Genomic DNA, 17379 nt, shown 5'->3' with positions numbered 1-17379 from the left:
CGTCGCGAAGTTGAGCGGTCGAGGGAGACGATGGCGTGTGATCGGGCACACCCTGGCATGGCCACCCCGGCGCATGGAGACACGCATCGTGGCCAACTCGTCATCTGGGCAGCCGAGAAGCCGAAGACCTCTGCTGACCTGGCCGGAGGTGACTGTGGACTTTGTGAATTGAAACCGCCGGGGGCGTGGGGCACGATCATGAAACGCCCAGGACGAGGTGCTGAGGTAGAGGAGGACGCCAAGGTGTTTCACCGGATACGCCGCAGGGCCAAGGAGCCGAGCGAAGCTCAGAGACAGTTCGCAGAGCTGTACGTGCAGCTGCAGGGCCAAGTCCCGCCCGGCTTCGGAGTGCCGGCGCCTGAGCCGGAGTCCGCCGCGCCAGCCGCCATCGTGGACGACTTCCTCCCGCCGGAACTGCGGGTGCCGAGCCACGACCAGGTCGAAGGCAAGATGATGCCGTGGAAGCAGCCCCTCGTCCTCGACGGCGAGATGGCCGCCTGCACCGAGTGCGGCGCATACCGGGACTGGCTCATCCTCTCCACCCGCGGTGAGATCTGGCTGCGCTGCAGGGCCGGACACCAGCAGCAGGAGACCCGCATCGACACCGCCTGGTACAACCGGCACTCCGGGCCGGCGGACGCGACGCACGCCACGTTCGAGGACTGCCTGCGCCACCTCGGGCACTGACCACCACTCCTACGACCCCACCGGGCCCGCGGGCCCGCACTGACCACCCGTCGCCTAGGACTTGTCCGGCCGATCATGTTGCTGGTTAGGGTGCGGGCGTGTCGAAGACGAGCGTGAGCAACGAAACCACCAGCATGCTCTGCCTGTGGGTCGAGCCATGGGGAACCGATCACTGGATGCGTCCGGGTGAGGAGTTCACGGTGGTGACTGAGACGGAGGCGGAGGAGTCGCCGTTCAATGTGGTTGTGCATGGTCAGGGCATCACGGTGTGGGTGAACTCTGGCAACGATGCCGAGGTCTTCGACAAGAACGGAGGCCGAGTGCCGTGTGGGCACCAGAGGCCGGCCGAGGGCGGTCTTTGAGCTGGGTTGTGGATCTTCAGGTCCGGAGCCAGATGGCCACGGCTGCCGCTGTCGCGGTGCCAAGGTAGACGTAACCGCGCTTGTCGTATCGAGTGGCGACAGCTCGGGACTGCTTCAAACGGTTGATAGCCCGTTCGACGGTGTTTCGCTTCTTGTATCGCTCCTCGTCGAAGCCCGGTGGCCGCCCGCCGCGTGAACCCTTGCGTAGACGGGCCGCCTTGCTGTCGGCCTTTTCCGGGATCGCGTGCCGGATGCCCCGCCGCCGCAAGTACTCGCGACACGGCCTGTTGCTGTATGCCTTGTCCGCGGCGAGGCTGTCCGGCTTCTGGCGGGCCTGCCCGGGGCGAGTTTGGGGACGCGGATCTTCTCCACGACCGGCTTGAACTGGGTGCAGTCCGCACTTTGACCTGGCGTGATGATCAGAGAGCGGACGGCAGCGGCCGTCCGCTCTCAGATGGACCTTGCTGGTGAACCCGCCCCGCGAACGACCTATGCCCTCACCTCCAGCACCACCTCCACCAGGCGGCCGACGAGGCTCTGCCACGGCGTCTCGTCCTGGTGTTCCACCTCGTCGGCCCCCTTTGAGGCGGGCGCAGGGGGCGGATCGATGCGCGCCCCGGCCGCGTGCTGATGTGCGCGGACGATGGTGGAGTCCACCGAGATGTCCCAGTCGATTTCACCTGCCGCGTCGGCTGCGGCCTGGACCTGCTGAAGCAGACGTTCCCAGGTGCCGTCGGCCGACCACAGCCGGTGCCGTTCGTAGACGGTCTTCCACGGGCCGAACCGCTCGGGCAGGTCCCGCCACTGAACGCCGGTCCGCACCCGGTGCAGGATCCCGTCGATCACCTGACGGTGATCCCGCCACCGGCCGCAACGACCGTTGCGCACCGGCAGGAACGGCCGCAGCCGTTCCCACTCGGCATCCGTCAGATCTCCCCGCCCCATGTCCACATCAACGACCTGTGGCCGAAGTAGTCACATGATCGGCCGGACAAGTCCTAGCACCAAGGGGTCAGTTCCGTCATGCGCGTTCGCGTTGCCACCGCCGTACTCGGCATCACCGCCGCCCTCCTCGCCGTGCCCGCCTGCTCCACCGACACCACCGGATCCAAGCACCAGCCCCCCTCCTCCCGTACCGGAAAGCCGGCCGACGCCGTCCAGAAGCCGGCCGCGCTCTCCTCGGCCGTGCTCGAGTCCCGCCTGCTCGACCCGCGCGACCTCGGCAGCGGCTACCTTCCCAAGCCGGAGCGTCGGGCCCAGCACGACGACGTCACCGTCATCGGCTGCCCCGCCTGAGCGAGCTGGGCGGCGATGCGGCGACTGGCGGCACGCTCGCCTTCCCGCACAAGGCGAAGGCGGACTTCACCTACGGCGGCAGCTCCTCGGAGATCTCCGAGGAGCTGTACAGCGATAGCGTGAAGAAGCTCTCCGACGGCATCCACCGGACCTTCGACGCCATGACCGGCTGCCCGACCTATCAGGTCGTCGCGGGCGGCACCCCGGTCGACGTGACCTCGCAGAAGCTGCCCGCACCCCACGCCAGCGGTGACGAGCAGTGGAGCCAGCTCCTGACGTTCATCGCCGGGGGACGGAGCACCGTGGTCAAGCAGACCGCGATCCGCGACGGCAACCTGCTGTTGGTCTTCTCCGGCTCCCCGGCCCTCGTCGACCGCCACCTCGACAAGGCCCTCGACAAGGCCACGGCAACGAGCTGACCTGCGTGCACGTCACGCTGCTGCCTCCGACCACCGCAGGTCGGGGGCAGCAGTGCGTTACTGGCTGACGCGTTGAGCGGCGCGAGCGGCTTGGCCTGGTACCCAGGCTCGGACCTGGCCGGGCTGGAAGCAGAGCACGTTCGGGTTGTGACTGTGCGGCCCGTAGCCGCTGCAGGCGTTCACGAGCAGGTACGCGCCTGCGGGAACCGTGCCAGTTCCAGAACCAGGCGTCCTGCTGCCGCCCGGTGTCGCACCAGGTCACGACAGCTTTGGAGCCACGGCGGCCGTGCTGGTAGACCCGCGTCACATGGAGGAGTTGCCCCTGCCCGGAGCTTCAGTGCTGCTGAAATGCCTGCCACTGCGGCGACGATGAGAGCGATGACCGTAAAGGCGCCGGGGCTGGGGTGCATCGCCGCCTCCTACATCGTTCCATCAACGGGCGGCAATTCTTCTTGGGCATCGAAGACCGGGCCACTTCACCCGAGAAGCAAGAAAGTCCCCCCCCCAACTGGGAGGGTGCCGGACTGCGATCGTCGAGAGTTGTGCGCGGGACGTTAGATGGCCGGCGCGCGCAGGAGGCGCTCCTGGGTGGCCTCGGGCAGTACCCGCCGCAGGACCGGTGCGGTCGAGCTGAGGGAGGCGGCGAAGGCGGCGACGAGATCGTGCGGGACGCTGGCGGCGAACGATGCCGCCCACAGACACGGTGCGCCGAGCGCGGGCTCGGCCCACGCCTGCCATCCGGCCGGTCCCGTCTCGTCGTCCTCGGCGGACAGGGCCCGCGGGTCGGCGTCCTGGATGAGGGGCGGGACCTCGCCGAGGCTGATGTGCGAGGTGAACGTCGGGTCCATCGCCGCCGCCTCGGGTTGGTCGATGCCGCGGAACCATCCGTGGGCGGCGACAGCGTCAAGGACCAGCTCGGATCCGGCGAGCGGCACGGCAGGCTGGTCGCTAGCGTCGAGCGCGATGAGGAAGTCGACCACCGCCTCGCCGGGGACGTCACGGGTGAAGTAGGCCGACCACTGGGCGAGCGGGCTGCTCGCCTCGGCTCGGGCGGAAATCTGCCAGGCGATCGGCAGCTCGCCCAAGTGGAACGGCTCGTCCGCCAGGCCCCACTGGGCCCAGCGCAAGGCATCGGGGCTGATGTGCAGGACGGTGCTGCGCAGGACCTGGCGGTCCTCCGGCGCCTCGTCCGGCTCGTGCCGTCCGCGGACGATCGTCAGGCTCGTCCAACCCAGGCCGACAAGCGCGTCGGCGACGACGTCGTAGAGGCGCCCATCGTCACCGGCCAAGTGCCGGGGGCCGACCCAAAACGCGGGCTGTCCGCCACGCGGGGCGGACGAGTCGGGCGGGAAGTGGGGGTACAGGGGCGCCTCCAAGGGCTCGGTGCGGGTCTAGTTGCCGCCGGCGCGGCGGCGAGGGCGGCGCGGGGGTGCCTGGACGGGGCCCTGCCACGTCAGGGCGATGGCGACCTCCGGCGGAAGGTGGCCGAGCTGTGCGTCCGGGTCGGGTCCTTCGGCGAGGTAGACGACGGTCTGGCCGGTCTCGTCGACCGACTGCAGGACCTGCGCCAAGCGGTGCGCCATCGGGGCGAAGGGGTTCATGGCCTGGCGGACCGGAGCACTCCGGTCGCAGCCGGACAACAGGTCGATGAGATCGCCGACGGTCATCTCCGGGGACGTCACAGACAGCCTCCTGGGGTTCGGGGGAAACGGGGGCAGTGGAACGGGCCGGCCTTCGGTACGGCCAGCGCTCACAGGGCGGTCACTACGTGTCGGTGTCCGCGCTGTCAGAGGCGGCGTGAGGTCTCCAGCACACTCGCTACGGTGGCGGCGACGATGTCGGCCGGCGTCTCGGTATCGAACGACAGTTGGTAGCCGCGGACTTTGGCGGTTCCGGTGACAGCGATCTTCCATCCCTCGCTATCCGTGCCGGGGCGGCCGAGCGGAAACCAGCCGAGGTAGAACCGGCCGTCCTTGGAGCTGACGTGCACGTCCGCGCGATCATCGACGATCAGGTGGAAGTCCTCGGCGGAAAACTGGTCCATGACCAGGGTCGGCTGACCGGGGCCGAGCTGCCACTCCCGCGGTCGCAGGGCTTCGACGGTGGTGGAGAAACCGGGGCCCGCAGGGGCTACGGTCACGGGCAATCACCTCTCTGACCTGGGGTTTCTTGCAAGGTCGTCTACGTTGACATGCCCTCGCGCCCGTTGGCCAGTCTTTCCGCGATCTTTCCTGTCTGCCCCCGGCGAACTTGTCCTTTGACATCCAATCCAGTCGTTTGACAACGAACCCTGTCGCTTCGGCCTTTCTGGCAGTGATGTCGGTCCCGCCAGATACACTTCTGTCGATCTTGACGAACGAGACACTGAGAGGAGGAAGGTGACGATGAGCGGGTCCGAGCGGCCAACACCAGGAGCGTGTGACCTTGACATGGTGATCGCCACTAACACGCTGGAAGTCGGGATCGACATCACCGGCGTTGAATTGTTGATCCTCGAAGATGAGCTTCGGGTAGCAATCCGTGACCCACGAGTTCGTGAAGCGGCGGCCCTGGGCTGGGAGTCTGACGACTTCCGGAAGATCTTCGAAGAGCGGCTGCTGGGCAGCAAGACTCACGCTGGCCCTGCCCACACGTACATTTCCGTCGAAAGCGCGAAAACCCGGCTCGCGAAGGCGGCGGACGCCCTTCGCGACGCGCAAGGTGTTCACGACCCAAGTCTCGTCACTGAGTATCTTGCTGCCCTAGCAGAACTGCTCGCCTATTACGTGAGCTTTCAGCGCCGCAGCTTGATGGCTCTACTCGCATCGTTGACGCCGAGGCCGGCGGACTGTGTGATCTGGGCACCGCGACCCCTTGATACATCACCCCAGGTCGCTCCTCGCGGCCCGAACCCCGCCTTCCCCGTGATCAGTCTTCGGGGCGGGCGCAGCGCGCTGGGGAGCGCCGTACTAGCTGCTTAAGCGACCCGCCGACCCTTGTTAGGTCGGAAGGTTCAAGTCGTGTTCTTTCTGCCGGACTCTGCCCCGTGGTGGGCTGTCTTGGGCATCGCATTCTTGTTCATCGTCGTGACCGGTGTGGGGGTCGTCCTGCGCGCGGTCTGGCCGCAGCAGTCGAGTGACCGCAAGGAGCTGCTGATGCAACGGCAGCGCGCGCGAGAGCAAGATCGCAAGCGTCGTGAGCGGCGGGAGGTAGAGAACCGGGAGTGAGTGGCGGGTGGCACGGGGGGATGACCAGTTCAACCTTCCACCCCTTCCGTGTGGGGCGCCGACGCTGTCCAGTGGCCGCACGCAACTGATGTCCCACGAGTCCGCTGACACCGAACCGAGTCCGTGGCGGTTCCTTGTCATCGAACCCAGTCGATGCAGGTCAGAGGCCGCGTACACGGCCAGGGCGGCAAGACCGCTTTGACAACGAAGTTAGTCGTCGCTGGTCAGCGGCATCCAGCCGACTAGCTTCGCTGTCAACGGACAGAACTGTCCGTTGACATCGAACTGTGGGATCTCAGGCCCCGTGGCCGAATTTCACGAACCGTGGCCGCTCAGTGGCCAGTTGGCTGCGACTGGCCGGCTACCCCGTCGCATTCGCAGCCGCCAGTCGGCGCGGCCGGGTTCCCCTTTAGCGTGATCTTCGGCGTGAAACAATGCCGGGATGGATGAGGGGACAGCTGCCGTACTCGCGGCGCTGATCGCGGTGGCAGGCGTGGCGCTTGGCCTGTTTGGGGCCCGCTGGCAGGCACGCGGCATGCAGGAGCAGGCGAACGCAGCCATCAAAACGGTCAAGACTCAGGGACGAGACCAAAATGCACAGTGGCGTCGGACCGTAAGGCGCGACGTCTGGGTCGAATATCTCGGCGCCGTGGATGAGTTCAGGCTGGCTGCGGGAGAGGTAGCAGGACATCTCGCTGACGAAGATTTGCCGGAGGCCGAGCTGGGACTCGAAGTGGCTCATTCTCGGTCTGTGGGCGCAACCGACGCATATCGCAAGATCGAGCTCGAAGGACCTGAGCAGATCGTCTCTAAGGGCTACGCCTTGCAGGGCGCCATGGTCCAGACGATCTTCGAGCTGGAGCAGGCACTTACCGCCGCACGAGCGATGGGAGTACTCGAAGAAGCCGGGCAGCGTGAGCAGCGCGAAGTTTCCTCCGATCAGCATCGGCCGATCGCGGCGGCTCTCAGTTCTCTACGCGAGCTGCGGGGAATGGAATCCGACAACCCGGGCAGCACGGAGTACGGACAGCGCCTCGGCCTCCAGATCCTCGCCTTGGACTTGCTATCTGCCTCTGACACCACGGCCCTCGTTTTCACGTACGCACACCAGCTGTCGCTAAGCGAGGCTGTGGAGCGCTACCCCCACGGGCGGTGGCAGCGTTTCCACGAAGTGCGAACAGACTTCGTTCAAGCGGCTCGCTCGCATCTCGATGGCAGCACTTGAGCCTGGCCGCCGGTCAGGGCGCGGGTAGATCGTCGCTCAGGCGAGCGCCGGTCCGAGGATTCCGAAACGACCCTGAGACTGGCGGGCCGGGACACGGCGCGAGACTCGGGCGAAACCGCAGGGCACGATGCGCTGCATCACACGAGCTGCGAGATCCTGCACGAACCCAGTCGTTTTGCTGTCGAACTGAGTCGCGCCGCATCCGGCGTGCCCAGAACCACGAAACGAAGGAGGGCCGACGGCAAGCCATCGGCCCTCTGGTCAGCTACCCCACAGCACAGCAAGCCCCGCAGATCATCAGCTGCCGAGAGTGCCCATGCACGTCATGCACCGGCTCGTCGCCCGCAGCTGCGCGTTCCCGCCAGTGGCAACGGCTGGACTGCCTTCGCTGATACGGTCCCAATCCCCGGGGGACGGATCGAGAATCCAACCCCACTTCGGGGGCCGCACCTCGTCTTCTGTCATGTGATCGCAGGCGCCCGGAACGTGCGCCTTACCACTCTGTTTGATCAAGATGGCGTTGCCGGGGAACCGCCGCCACTCCTGCCGAACACGTCCTGTCTCCGGGTACGCCTTGGGCACGCTGCCATCAGGAGGGCAGGGGCACCCCAGGCCGATGATGTTGTCGCATCGCTCGCAGCGCACCTCTTTCATATGAACAACTCTCCCATCTGAGAGTGCGCAGCTCACGCGCGTCGGCATGGCCTCGGTGTCCTTGCAGGGACACCGAGGGATCAACCGTGTTACGGGTCTTCATTGGCGCATACCGCGACGACTGGGTTGGATGGCAAAGCGGCTGGCTTCGCTGACAACGGACGCGAACTGCTGGATTACCGCCTCGGGACGAGTGCTGTCCCGTCTCGAATGATCTGACTTCCGCCTCAAGTGGTCTGGCCCGATTCGATTGTGGTCTCAGGTGACCTGGTCCGCTGTCCGTCCGTTCCACGACCGCATTCGGGCCAGGCTGAGGGGTCAGCTACGGCGTGGTCGTGCCACCAGAGGAGCGGACATGGACAGGCCCACCAGGTCGGTCCACACGGCGTCGCCGACTCCGTCGATGGCTTCCTTGGTGGCCCGCTCTTCGGTGGTCAGGACGTTGAGTTCCACCCGGAGGTCATAGGGCAGGTAGTCGAGGGCCAGGCGGCGGCCGACGTAGTCCATGACGGAACTGGCCTGCTTGACCTCTGGGTCGTTGGTGAGGCCGGCGGGCTCGAAGCGCATTCCGACGTAGTCGGTGACGAACGCCCTGAGCGGAACCCCATGCCGGAGGCCCTGGGTGATGGTCGAGGAGAAGGCGTCCATCATGCCCGCGAGCGTGGAGCCCTGCTTGGCCATTCGGATCAGCACTTCGGCGGGGGCCCCGTCCTCGGTGCATGCGACGGTCAGGTACCCCTTGCCCTCGCCGACCGTGAACGAGCGGGTCGTCGACTGCATGCGCCGCAGAAGATGCTGCCGGGTCGGCTCGACAGCGTGCTCCCCGCTGCGCGTTCGCGTCGTGCTGACCGCGAGGACGGCCGGGACACTGTCAACCGCGAAGATCAGGTCGGCGGCCTCTATCGCGGCGACCACCGCGAGCAGCGGGGTCGCCATCCGTATGCCGGCTTCCTTGACGAAGAATTTCGCCCCTGCGTAGTCGTCGCGACCGGGATGAGCTTGCGGAGCATCCGTACGGCGAAGCTCTTACCCGGGTCGAAGCTCTCCTGCTCGTCCTTGAGGAGCTTGTAGGTGCTGTAGAAGAGGACCGCCGCGAAGGCGAACAGCACCGCGGTGAAGCGGCTGACCACGGCCACGCCGAGGGAGAGGAAGATCCCGCGGAAGACGAGCGCGCCGATGACGCCGAAGAACAGCACGCGGTGCTGGTAGGCGCGGGGCACCTTGAAGTAGGCGAAGATCACGGCGAAGACGAAGAGGTTGTCGACCGACAGGCTCTTCTCCAGCAGCCACGCGGTCGTGTACTCGGTGCCCGCCGTGGTGCCGAGGACGAGGAAGACGACCGCGCCGAAGATCAGGGCGAGGCTCACCCACAGGCCGCTCCAGGCGGCGGCCTCCTTGAAGCCGATGATGTGCGCGGTGCGGTGGGACAGCAGGTCCACCGCCAGCGACACGACCACCGTCGCGGCGAACGCCCCCCACAGCCAGAGCGGGACCTCAAGCACGCCGAACACCCTCATCATGGCCCGCGCGGAATACGCCAGCCCTATACAGGAGTGTCCGGCATTGCGCTCCAGGGGGCATGAGCGGAGGTTGGTCGTACTGCTGTCAGGAGACGACGCGTCCGGGTTCCAGGTGATGCAGGTCGTCGCTCCGGCGGGCCTCGACATCAGCGGTCTGGGCATCGAAGTGACGGTCGGCGCCGGTGAAGGGCTGCCGCTCGATGGCGTGCTGCGGCTCGCGTTCCCGTGTCCAGGCTTCACCCCGTGCACGTGGCTGACCACCGTGTCCCGGGACGACCTGATAGAGCGGGCGGCCGTCCTGTCCTCCGGGAAGCTCAGCGAGATCGACGATGCCCTCCGACTCGCTGAACAAGCACAGGAGCGGACCCCGGCAACGACCGCGAAGCTCAGCGAGATAGGGGACGCCCTCCGTCGCGGTGAACTCGGGTAGACGGAGAAGGAGCCGACGCCCTCGACGGCACGGTCGATCTCGGGCGAGATGATCCACGCTGGACACCTGCCACCTCGACGCCCCTCACCATCGAGATCACGATCTACGGCTGGAGTATTGGGCATCACGTCCGCCCCTCCGCCCTCGGCCTGGGCTGTTCCGTTTCCTCGGATTCCCTCACTCGAAGGGGCACGGCCTCGGCTGGCCGGGCGAGCTCCCGCTCCAGATCGTCCAAGGCGCGGCGGGCCGCATCAATGCGTCGGAGCAGGAGTTGTTGGTCCTGTGGTTCCGGTGTCGGGCGTCGTGCTCGCGGCGGTTCCCGCTCCTCGTCCATGTCACGGGCCTCGTCGAGGGAGGTGATGACGACGCCGATGAGGACGTTGACGAGGACGAAGGCGGCGAGCAGGACGTACGAGGCGTAGTAGAGGAGGCTCCAGCGGGAGATCTCCAGGCCGGCCCGGACGGCGTCGCCGATGCCGTCCAGGGTCATCAGCAGGAAGAGGGTAAGAACGGCCCGGCCGATGGAGCCGTAGTGCTCGGGGTCGTGGCGCCCGAAGAAGACCCAGCCGACCATGGCGTACAGGTACAGCAGCAGGGCGCCGACGAGCAGGAAGCTCAGGGTGCCGGGCAGGCTTCGGGCGACTGCGACGAGCACGATGCGCAACTGGGGCAGGAAGCGGGCGGTCCGCAGGACCCTGGCCAGCCTGAGCAGCCGGAGCACGGTGGTGTTCTCGCGGACGACAGGCAGGAAGGTGCAGAGAATCACCGCGAGGTCGAAGACGTTCCACGGGTCCTTCCAGAAGTCCCGGGGACGGTCGGCGTGCGCGGCCATGCGCAGCAGGATCTCGACGGTGAAGGCGGCCAGACAAGCGTGCTCGGCGAGCCGTAACCAGCCGTGCCACTCCGCGACGAGACCGGAGTAGGTCTCCAGGCCCAGCAGCGCGGCGTTGGCGAGGATCACGGCGAAGACGGTGAGGGCGAACCAGCGGGTCTCGGTGACACCGCGGCAATACAGCGCAAGTCGCTGACGCCCGGGCGGAGCCATGATCTCGGCCACTTGGTCTGGGTGCTGCGGCATCCTGCTGCCTTTTCTCTTCCGTACCTGCGACGGCCGTCCCGGCCGGTCCCACCGGGCGCGGCTGCCCGGCGGGCGATCAAGCTCCAGAAGAGACTTCTACAGCACTGTAGTTACCAATGCGCGAGCGCCCCGGGGAAACCGGGGAACTCGCGCTCGGGATTTACGGTCACGCCGCCTGAGGCTGCAGGAAACGCGCCAGCAGGTCGTCCAGGCTCACCATGCCGGTGAGCCTGCCGGAGGCGTCGCGGACCACGGCGATCGAGGCGCGCCGCCGGCGCAGCAGGTCGATCGCGTCGGCGACGGTGGCGTCCTCGGTCAGCTCGGGCACCGGACGGGCCAGAGCACGGGCGCTGGTCGTCCGCCCTTGGGCGCGGGCCACCACGGCGTCACGGGCGTGCACGGAGCCGAGGACGGTGTCGTGCTCGCGGACCAGGAGCCGGGTGCGGTCACGGGCCGCGGTGAGACGCAGGATCTCGTCGAGACCGGCGGCGCCGTCGACCGAGGTGATCTCGGCGGCGGGCACCTGCAGTTCCCGCACCGGGGTCTCCGGCTCGGTCAGCGAACGAGTCAGCAGCTCCGAGTCCGTCTCGCTGATCAGGCCGAGCCGCTCGGACTCGGCCACCAGGTGGGTGAGCTGCTCCCGGTTGTGGACGGAGGCCAATTGGTCGCGCGGGCTGACCCTGCAGAGCCGTACCAGTGCGTTGCTGATCGCGTTGAGCACCCGGATCAGTGGGCGTACTGCCTTCACCACGGCCCGGAAGGGCGGGGAGAGCAGCATCGCGCTGCGTTCTGGGTGGGCGATGGCCCACGACTTGGGGGCCATCTCACCCACGACCATGTGGAGGAACACCACCACGATCATGGCGACGGCGAACGCGATCCCGTAGCTGAGCGCGCTGGGCAGCCCCAGCTTGTGCAGCAGCGGGTCGAGCTCGTGGGAGATCGCCGGCTTGGACACCGAGCCCAGGCCCAGCGTGCACACGGTGATGCCCAGCTGGGCACCGGCCAGCATCAGCGACAGCTCGCGCATACCTGCCAGGGCCGCCCCGGCGCCGCGCCGCCCCTTGGCCGCCGCCTTCTCCATGCGGTGCCGTTTGGCGGCGACCAGCGCGAACTCGGCCGCCACGAAGAACCCGCTGCCGATCAGCAGCAGCACGGTGACGAAGAGCGCCATCGGGAAACTCATGCCAGCTCCTCCGTCTCCGGCGCCGGTCGCTCGATCCGCACGCGCTCAGGCACGTGCCGGTCGAGGGTCCGTACGTCGATCACCGCGATGCCGCCCTCAGGCAGCTCCAGGGTGAGCCGGTCCCCGATGGTCGGGAAGCGGCCCAGCCGGTCGACGATCAGGCCGGCCACCGTGTCGTAGTCCTCCTCCTCGGGCAGCTCGATGCCGATGGCCTCGGCCACCTCGTCAAGCCGGCGTCCGGCGTCCACCAGCCAGCCGTCGCCGTCCGCGACGGCGATCTCAGTGACGGTGTCGGACTCGTCCGCGATGTCGCCGACCAGCTCCTCGGCGATGTCCTCGTACGTGACGATGCCCGCCACGCCGCCGTGCTCGTCCAGGACGACCGCGAACTCGTCGTCTCGCTCCCGCATCTGCGTCACGGCATCGGGCAGCGGCAGGGTGCTCGGAAGAAGTAGTGACCGCCGGGCGAGCGTGCCTGCCGTGGTGCCCGCGAGGCGGTCGGCCGGCAGGTGCATCAGCTCGGCTACGCCGAGGACGCCATTGATGTCGTCGGGGTGGTCGCCCAGCACCGGGTAGTTGGAATGGCCGTGCTTGGCAATCAGGTCGACCGCTTCGGCGGCGGTGGCGTCCTTGCGGACGAAGACAGCGTCCACGCGCGGCACCATCACCTCGTCCAGCGTCCGCTCGGAGAACTCCAGGGCGTGGTCGAGCAGGGCGGCGGTGTCCTTCGGCAGCGCGCCCTGTTCGTGGGACTCGCCGATCAGATGGCCCAGCTCCTCCAGCGTGGCGCCGTGGTGCAGCTCCTCCACCGGCTCGATGCCGACCTTGCGCAGCAGCTTGTTCGCCGCGCTGTCGAAGACGTGCACCAAGGGGCCGACGACCTTCAGGTACGCCAGCGTGGAGGCCGCCAGTGCCTTCGCCAGCCGCTCCGGCACGGCGATGGCGAGGTTCTTCGGGGCCAGCTCACCCAGCACCATCTGCACGACCGTGGCCAGCACGAAGGCCAGCACGACCGAGATTCCGCTGACGGCCGCGTCAGGGATGCCCACACCCGACAGCACCGGCCTGAGCAGCGCGGACACCGACGGCTCGGCGATGAACCCGACGACCAGCCCGGTGACGGTGATGCCGAGCTGTGCGCCCGACAGCATGAACGACAGCCGCTCCAGCACCTTCAGGGCACGGGCGGCCTTCCGGTTACCGGCCTCGGCCTCGCGGGTAAGGGCGAGGCGGTCGGCGGAGACGTAGGCGAACTCCTGGGCGACGAAGTATCCGGTACCGGCGGTCAGAACGAAGACGGCCAGCAGCCCCAGAAGGGCGTTCGCGGCACTCATCGAACACCATCCCGCCGCGTGCCGTGCTCAGGGAATGCCTGGCGGGATGGTCGGGGACTGTGCCCCGAGGGGTCCGTCGATCTGGCGGACAAGGGGTTGCTCCTTTTGTCTGGGGGTGCATCCGGACAACGATCCTGGCCGGAATCATGTTCCCGGCGCCTGCCCAAGCACGGCGCCGACAGGACTGCCCGTCACCTGAACCGCCGGAAGGCCCACTCCATCCTCGGCTCCGTCACACAGCGGAAGACCCGCCGGACGGGAAGAGTGCACAGCACGGTCACGATCGCAGCGGCAACGAGGGTCGCGGTCAGAACGCCGATGGGCTGGTGAACCCAGGCGGGGTCGTACCAGCCCCAGAACTTCGCCCCTTGCGCGAAGAAGCCGTGCAGCAGGTAGCCGTACAGCGTGCCCGCCCCCAGCACCGTGAACCACGTCCGGCGCCCGGGCACCCATGCAAGGAAACAGGCGACCAGAACCAGCGAGCAGCCGAAGGTGGTCAGCGTCATGACCGGCCCGTGCCAGTCGGGTGCGGCGAGTTCCTCGGCGCTGTTGCTGTGGAAGAACCACGCGTAGTTCATCCGTGGCACGGCCCAGTAGGCCATCGCGAGCGCGCAGGCGAAGACCGGCAGAGCCAGGAGGCGCACCTCACGGCGGCGCACCAGCCGGAAGTGCTCCGGCCTCAGCAACAGACCCAGCACGAAGTACGGCAGAAACTGCAGTGTGCGCTGCAGATCGAGGTCATTGCCGATGGACGGCGAGAGGGTCGCCAGCATCGCGAGGGCGAGCGCGAGCGGCAGCGGCCGGCGCACGCTCTTCCAGACCGAGGTGGTCAGCCGCCAGATGAACAGCGCCGCCAGGAACCATGTCAGGTACAGGGGGTCCAGCAGGCTGATCGGACGGTCGGGCTCCTGGTCCGTCCACCGGGTGTAGAAGGTGTAGGCCACCTCGAAGACGACATACGGAACGGCGACCCCGGTCACCAGCCGTTTGATCCGCCCGGGGCCCGCGTCAAAAGTGCGCGAGAAGTAGCCGGCAATGACGATGAACGCCGGCATGTGGAAGGCGTAGACGAGCGTGTACAGCGCGGTGACGGCCCGACTGCCTTCCCGCAGCGGCTCCCACGCGTGCCCTGCCGCCACCAGCACGATCGCCAGGTACTTCGCGTTGTCGAAGAACGCGTCCCGCTGCTGGACCGAATTCGGCGCCGCTGTCGGAGCAACAGTCTCGCCCTGTCTCACGTGGCCGAACTGTGACTGCTCCCGCTGTTCCTCAGCGGCCAGGGGAACCGAGCGCAGGGTGTCACTCATCGGCCCTCCCGAAGCAACCCGGGCCCTCGGCTCCTCGTCTTACAGCGGATACGGCTGTGGTGTGAGCACAGAACATCGTGAGCACCCTAACCAACATCTCTGTGCGACCGCTCCGACCACGCCAGTTGGGCACACATGAACCGAGCCGCCGCATGCGGGGGGCGCTCACGAGGCGGCCCGGCGGTCACGCGGTGGCCGACGCCGCCGGTCCGACCAGCTCGGACAGCACGTCCTCCATGGTCACGAAGCCGATGACCTTGCCGCCCTCCCCAACGACGGCGGCCAGATGGCTGCCCTCGGCGCGCAGGGCGGTGAGGGTGTCGTCCAGCGGGGTGTCGATGCGCACGCGGGTGACCTTGTGCAGCGCGGTGCGCGGGAAGGGCCGGTCGCGGTCGGTCAGGCCGAGGGTGTCCTTGATGTGCAGGTAGCCCAGGACCGTGCCGTCCGGGCCGGTGACCGGGAAGCGGGAGAAGCCCGCCTCGGCCGCCAGCCGTTCCAGCCGGGCAGGGGTGACCGTGTCGTCGACGGTGCGCATCCGCTGCGCCGGGACCGCGATCTCGCCCACCGGCCGGGTGCCCAGCTCCAACGCGTCCCGCAGCCGCTCACCATCGGCCGGGCTGAGCAGCCCGGCCTCACTGGAGTCGACGACCATACGGGCGAGCTGGTCGTCGGTGAAGACCGACTCGACCTCGTCCTTCGGCTCCACGCGCAGCAGCTTGAGCAGGACGTTGGCGAAGGCGTTGATCCCGAACACGAACGGCCGCAGTGCCCGGGTGAGCGCCACCAGGGGCGGGCCCAGCAGTAGCGCGCTGGGCACGGGGGCGGCCAGCGCGATGTTCTTCGGCACCATCTCGCCGATCAGCATGTGCAGATAGGTGGCGAGGGTGAGCGCGATGACGAAGGCGACCGGGTGCACCAGGGCGTGCGGGAGGTGCACCGCCTCGAAGCCGGGCTCCATCAGGTGCGCGATGGCGGGCTCGGCGACCGCGCCCAGCACCAGCGAGGAGACAGTGATGCCGAGCTGGGCCGTGGCCATCATCGCGGAGAGGTGCTCCAGCGCCCACAGCGTCATCCGGGCCCGCTTGTTGCCCGCCTGGGCGCGCGGTTCGATCTGGCTGCGGCGCACGGAGATCAGGGCGAACTCGGCTCCGACGAAGAACGCGTTGGTCAGCAGGGTCAGGGCGCCGATGGCCAGTTGCAGCGCCGTCATCGGGCCTCCTCCATGAGCTGGGCGGGCAATGCGGCGGCCGACTCGGTGATGCGTATCCGGTCGGCGCGGTGGTGCTCGACCTCCAGCACCTCGAGCTGCCAGCCGTCGAGGTGCACGACGTCACCCTTGCCCGGGATGCGGGCCAGACGGGTGGCGACGAGGCCGGCGACCGTCTCGTACGGTCCTTCCGGCGCGGTGAGTCCCAGGTCCGTGAGCTGGTCGATGCGGACGCTTCCGTCCGCCTCCCACACCGCGCGTCCGTCCCGGGTCGCCGGGGCGGGGATCAGATCGGGTGCCTCGAAGGGATCGTGCTCGTCACGGACCTCGCCGACGACCTCCTCGACGATGTCCTCCACGGTCGCCACGCCCGCTGTGCCGCCGTACTCGTCGATGACCACGGCCATGGTGCGGTGCGCGCGCATCCGCTCCAGGAGCCGGTCCGCGGTGAGGCTGTCGGGCACCAGCAAGGGCTCCGCGGTCAGCTCCGTGACCAGGGTGGCGGCCCGCTTCTCCGGCTCTAGGGCGAGCACGTCCCGGATGTGGACGGTGCCGACCACCTCGTCCAGGCTGTCGCGGTAGACGGGAAAGCGGGACAGCCCGGTCGCGTGGGAGAGGTTGGCCGCGTCTGCGGCCGTCGCGTGGACCTCCAGGGCCTTGACGTCGACCCTCGGCGTCATCACGTTCTCCGCCGTCAGCTCGCTCAGGTGCAGGGTCCGTACGAACAGTTCCGCGGAGTCCGCTTCCAGGGCCCCCTCGGCGGCCGAGTGCCGGGCCAGCGCGCCCAGCTCCTCGGCGGTACGGGCCGAGGCCAGCTCTTCTGCAGGCTCAAGACCGAAGCGGCGTACGAAGCGGTTCGCGGTGCCGTTGAGGTGCCCGATGAACGGGCCGAAGGCGGCCGTGAAAGCGCGCTGCGGACCGGCGACCACCTTCGCGACCGCCAGCGGACGCGAGATCGCCCAGTTCTTCGGCACCAGTTCGCCGACCACCATCAGCACGACGGTGGAGATGACCACGCCCAGCACGGTCGCCACCGACGAGGCGGCAGCGCCCAGGCCGATCGCCCGCAGTGGACCGCGCAGCAGCGCCGCGAGGGACGGCTCGGCGAGCATGCCGATCACCAGCGAGGTGACGGTGATACCCAGCTGGGCGCCGGACAGCTGCAGCGTGAGACGTCGTACGGCCTTCAGCGCACCGTCCGCGCCGCGCTCGCCGGCCTCGGCGGCACGCTCCAGGTCGGCGCGCTCGACGGTGGTCAGGGAGAACTCTGCGGCGACGAACACCGCGCAGGCCAGCGTGAGCAGGAGGGCCAGCAGGAGCAGCAGGACCTCGGTCACCGTGCCACCCCCGCTCCCTCGATCGCGAGAGTCCGGCGGGCCAAGGCACGGCTGGTACTGGGAGGCTCACCCATCGGGGGAACGTCGCTCCTTCTCGTATCACACGTGGACAGTGGGTGGAAACAGGATCG

General features: G+C 68.1%; 16 protein-coding genes and 3 pseudogenes. 7 read left to right on the top strand and 12 right to left on the bottom strand.

The window, feature by feature from the left end; genetic code table 11:
• The first annotated feature begins 243 nt into the window (after positions 1-243).
• Complete coding sequence (locus ACZ7EG_RS37855; RefSeq protein WP_471089037.1) at positions 244-687, top strand: hypothetical protein; 444 nt, start codon at positions 244-246, stop codon at positions 685-687.
• 98 nt (positions 688-785) lie between these two features.
• Complete coding sequence (locus tag ACZ7EG_RS37850; protein ID WP_471089035.1) at positions 786-1049, top strand: hypothetical protein; 264 nt, start codon at positions 786-788, stop codon at positions 1047-1049.
• A gap of 16 nt (positions 1050-1065) precedes the next feature.
• Here ACZ7EG_RS37850 and ACZ7EG_RS37845 read toward each other — a convergent pair.
• Positions 1066-1994, bottom strand: a pseudogene (locus ACZ7EG_RS37845) (IS5 family transposase).
• 78 nt (positions 1995-2072) lie between these two features.
• On the opposite strand from ACZ7EG_RS37845, the pseudogene ACZ7EG_RS37840 reads away from it, so the two are divergent.
• Positions 2073-2764: pseudogene (locus ACZ7EG_RS37840) on the top strand (hypothetical protein).
• Positions 2765-3318: 554 nt separating this feature from the next.
• Here the strand turns inward: ACZ7EG_RS37840 and ACZ7EG_RS37835 are convergent.
• The 3 genes from ACZ7EG_RS37835 to ACZ7EG_RS37825 all read right to left on the bottom strand — a co-directional run bounded on the left by ACZ7EG_RS37835 (position 3319) and on the right by ACZ7EG_RS37825 (position 4904).
• Complete coding sequence (locus tag ACZ7EG_RS37835; RefSeq protein ID WP_471089033.1) at positions 3319-4140, bottom strand: SPDY domain-containing protein; 822 nt, start codon at positions 4138-4140, stop codon at positions 3319-3321.
• Between the two features lie 15 nt (positions 4141-4155).
• Complete coding sequence (locus ACZ7EG_RS37830) at positions 4156-4446, bottom strand: hypothetical protein (protein WP_185015125.1); 291 nt, start codon at positions 4444-4446, stop codon at positions 4156-4158.
• 104 nt (positions 4447-4550) lie between these two features.
• Entirely contained in the window at positions 4551-4904 is a 354-nt protein-coding gene (locus tag ACZ7EG_RS37825) for an SPDY domain-containing protein (RefSeq protein WP_356918463.1), read from the bottom strand.
• Positions 4905-5193: 289 nt separating this feature from the next.
• Between ACZ7EG_RS37825 and ACZ7EG_RS37820 the strand changes: the two genes are divergently transcribed.
• The 3 genes from ACZ7EG_RS37820 (at position 5194) to ACZ7EG_RS37810 (ending at position 7195) form a co-directional block, all read left to right on the top strand.
• Positions 5194-5724 (top strand): hypothetical protein, encoded by a 531-nt coding sequence (locus ACZ7EG_RS37820; protein WP_471089031.1) that lies wholly within the window; start codon positions 5194-5196, stop codon positions 5722-5724.
• 78 nt (positions 5725-5802) lie between these two features.
• Positions 5803-5970 carry a hypothetical protein gene (locus ACZ7EG_RS37815; RefSeq protein WP_471089029.1) on the top strand — a complete coding sequence of 56 codons (168 nt, stop codon included), beginning with the start codon at positions 5803-5805 and terminating at the stop codon, positions 5968-5970.
• A 442-nt stretch (positions 5971-6412) separates the two neighbouring features.
• Positions 6413-7195 carry a hypothetical protein gene (locus ACZ7EG_RS37810; protein ID WP_471089027.1) on the top strand — a complete coding sequence of 261 codons (783 nt, stop codon included), beginning with the start codon at positions 6413-6415 and terminating at the stop codon, positions 7193-7195.
• A 972-nt stretch (positions 7196-8167) separates the two neighbouring features.
• Here the strand turns inward: ACZ7EG_RS37810 and ACZ7EG_RS37805 are convergent.
• Together ACZ7EG_RS37805 and ACZ7EG_RS37800 are read right to left on the bottom strand one after the other, a co-directional pair.
• Positions 8168-8629: a TSCPD domain-containing protein gene (locus ACZ7EG_RS37805; protein WP_471089118.1), complete on the bottom strand. Its 462-nt coding sequence runs from the start codon at positions 8627-8629 to the stop codon at positions 8168-8170.
• A gap of 63 nt (positions 8630-8692) precedes the next feature.
• Positions 8693-9351 (bottom strand): annotated as a pseudogene (locus tag ACZ7EG_RS37800) (TerC/Alx family metal homeostasis membrane protein); the annotation flags it as partial.
• A 16-nt stretch (positions 9352-9367) separates the two neighbouring features.
• Between ACZ7EG_RS37800 and ACZ7EG_RS37795 the strand changes: the two are divergent.
• Positions 9368-9799 carry a type II toxin-antitoxin system PemK/MazF family toxin gene (locus ACZ7EG_RS37795; RefSeq protein WP_471089025.1) on the top strand — a complete coding sequence of 144 codons (432 nt, stop codon included), beginning with the start codon at positions 9368-9370 and terminating at the stop codon, positions 9797-9799.
• 124 nt (positions 9800-9923) lie between these two features.
• Here ACZ7EG_RS37795 and ACZ7EG_RS37790 read toward each other — a convergent pair whose 3' ends face one another.
• The 6 genes from ACZ7EG_RS37790 to ACZ7EG_RS37765 form a co-directional block, all read right to left on the bottom strand.
• Positions 9924-10877 (bottom strand): ion transporter, encoded by a 954-nt coding sequence (locus tag ACZ7EG_RS37790; protein WP_471089023.1) that lies wholly within the window; start codon positions 10875-10877, stop codon positions 9924-9926.
• Positions 10878-11043: 166 nt separating this feature from the next.
• Positions 11044-12063: a hemolysin family protein gene (locus tag ACZ7EG_RS37785; protein ID WP_471089021.1), complete on the bottom strand. Its 1020-nt coding sequence runs from the start codon at positions 12061-12063 to the stop codon at positions 11044-11046.
• Positions 12060-13397, bottom strand: a complete 1338-nt coding sequence (locus tag ACZ7EG_RS37780; RefSeq protein WP_471089019.1) for a hemolysin family protein — start codon at positions 13395-13397, stop codon at positions 12060-12062. The genes ACZ7EG_RS37785 and ACZ7EG_RS37780 overlap by 4 nt, the downstream gene beginning before the upstream one ends.
• A gap of 191 nt (positions 13398-13588) precedes the next feature.
• Entirely contained in the window at positions 13589-14704 is a 1116-nt protein-coding gene (locus tag ACZ7EG_RS37775) for an acyltransferase family protein (RefSeq protein WP_471089017.1), read from the bottom strand.
• A gap of 184 nt (positions 14705-14888) precedes the next feature.
• Positions 14889-15914, bottom strand: a complete 1026-nt coding sequence (locus ACZ7EG_RS37770) for a hemolysin family protein (RefSeq protein ID WP_471089015.1) — start codon at positions 15912-15914, stop codon at positions 14889-14891.
• Positions 15911-17248, bottom strand: a complete 1338-nt coding sequence (locus tag ACZ7EG_RS37765; protein ID WP_471089013.1) for a hemolysin family protein — start codon at positions 17246-17248, stop codon at positions 15911-15913. The genes ACZ7EG_RS37770 and ACZ7EG_RS37765 overlap by 4 nt, the downstream gene beginning before the upstream one ends.
• Positions 17249-17379 lie beyond the last annotated feature (131 nt).

This window comes from Streptomyces sp. NPDC037100 (assembly GCF_055606225.1).
This window is presented reverse-complemented; position numbering and strand designations above follow the sequence as displayed.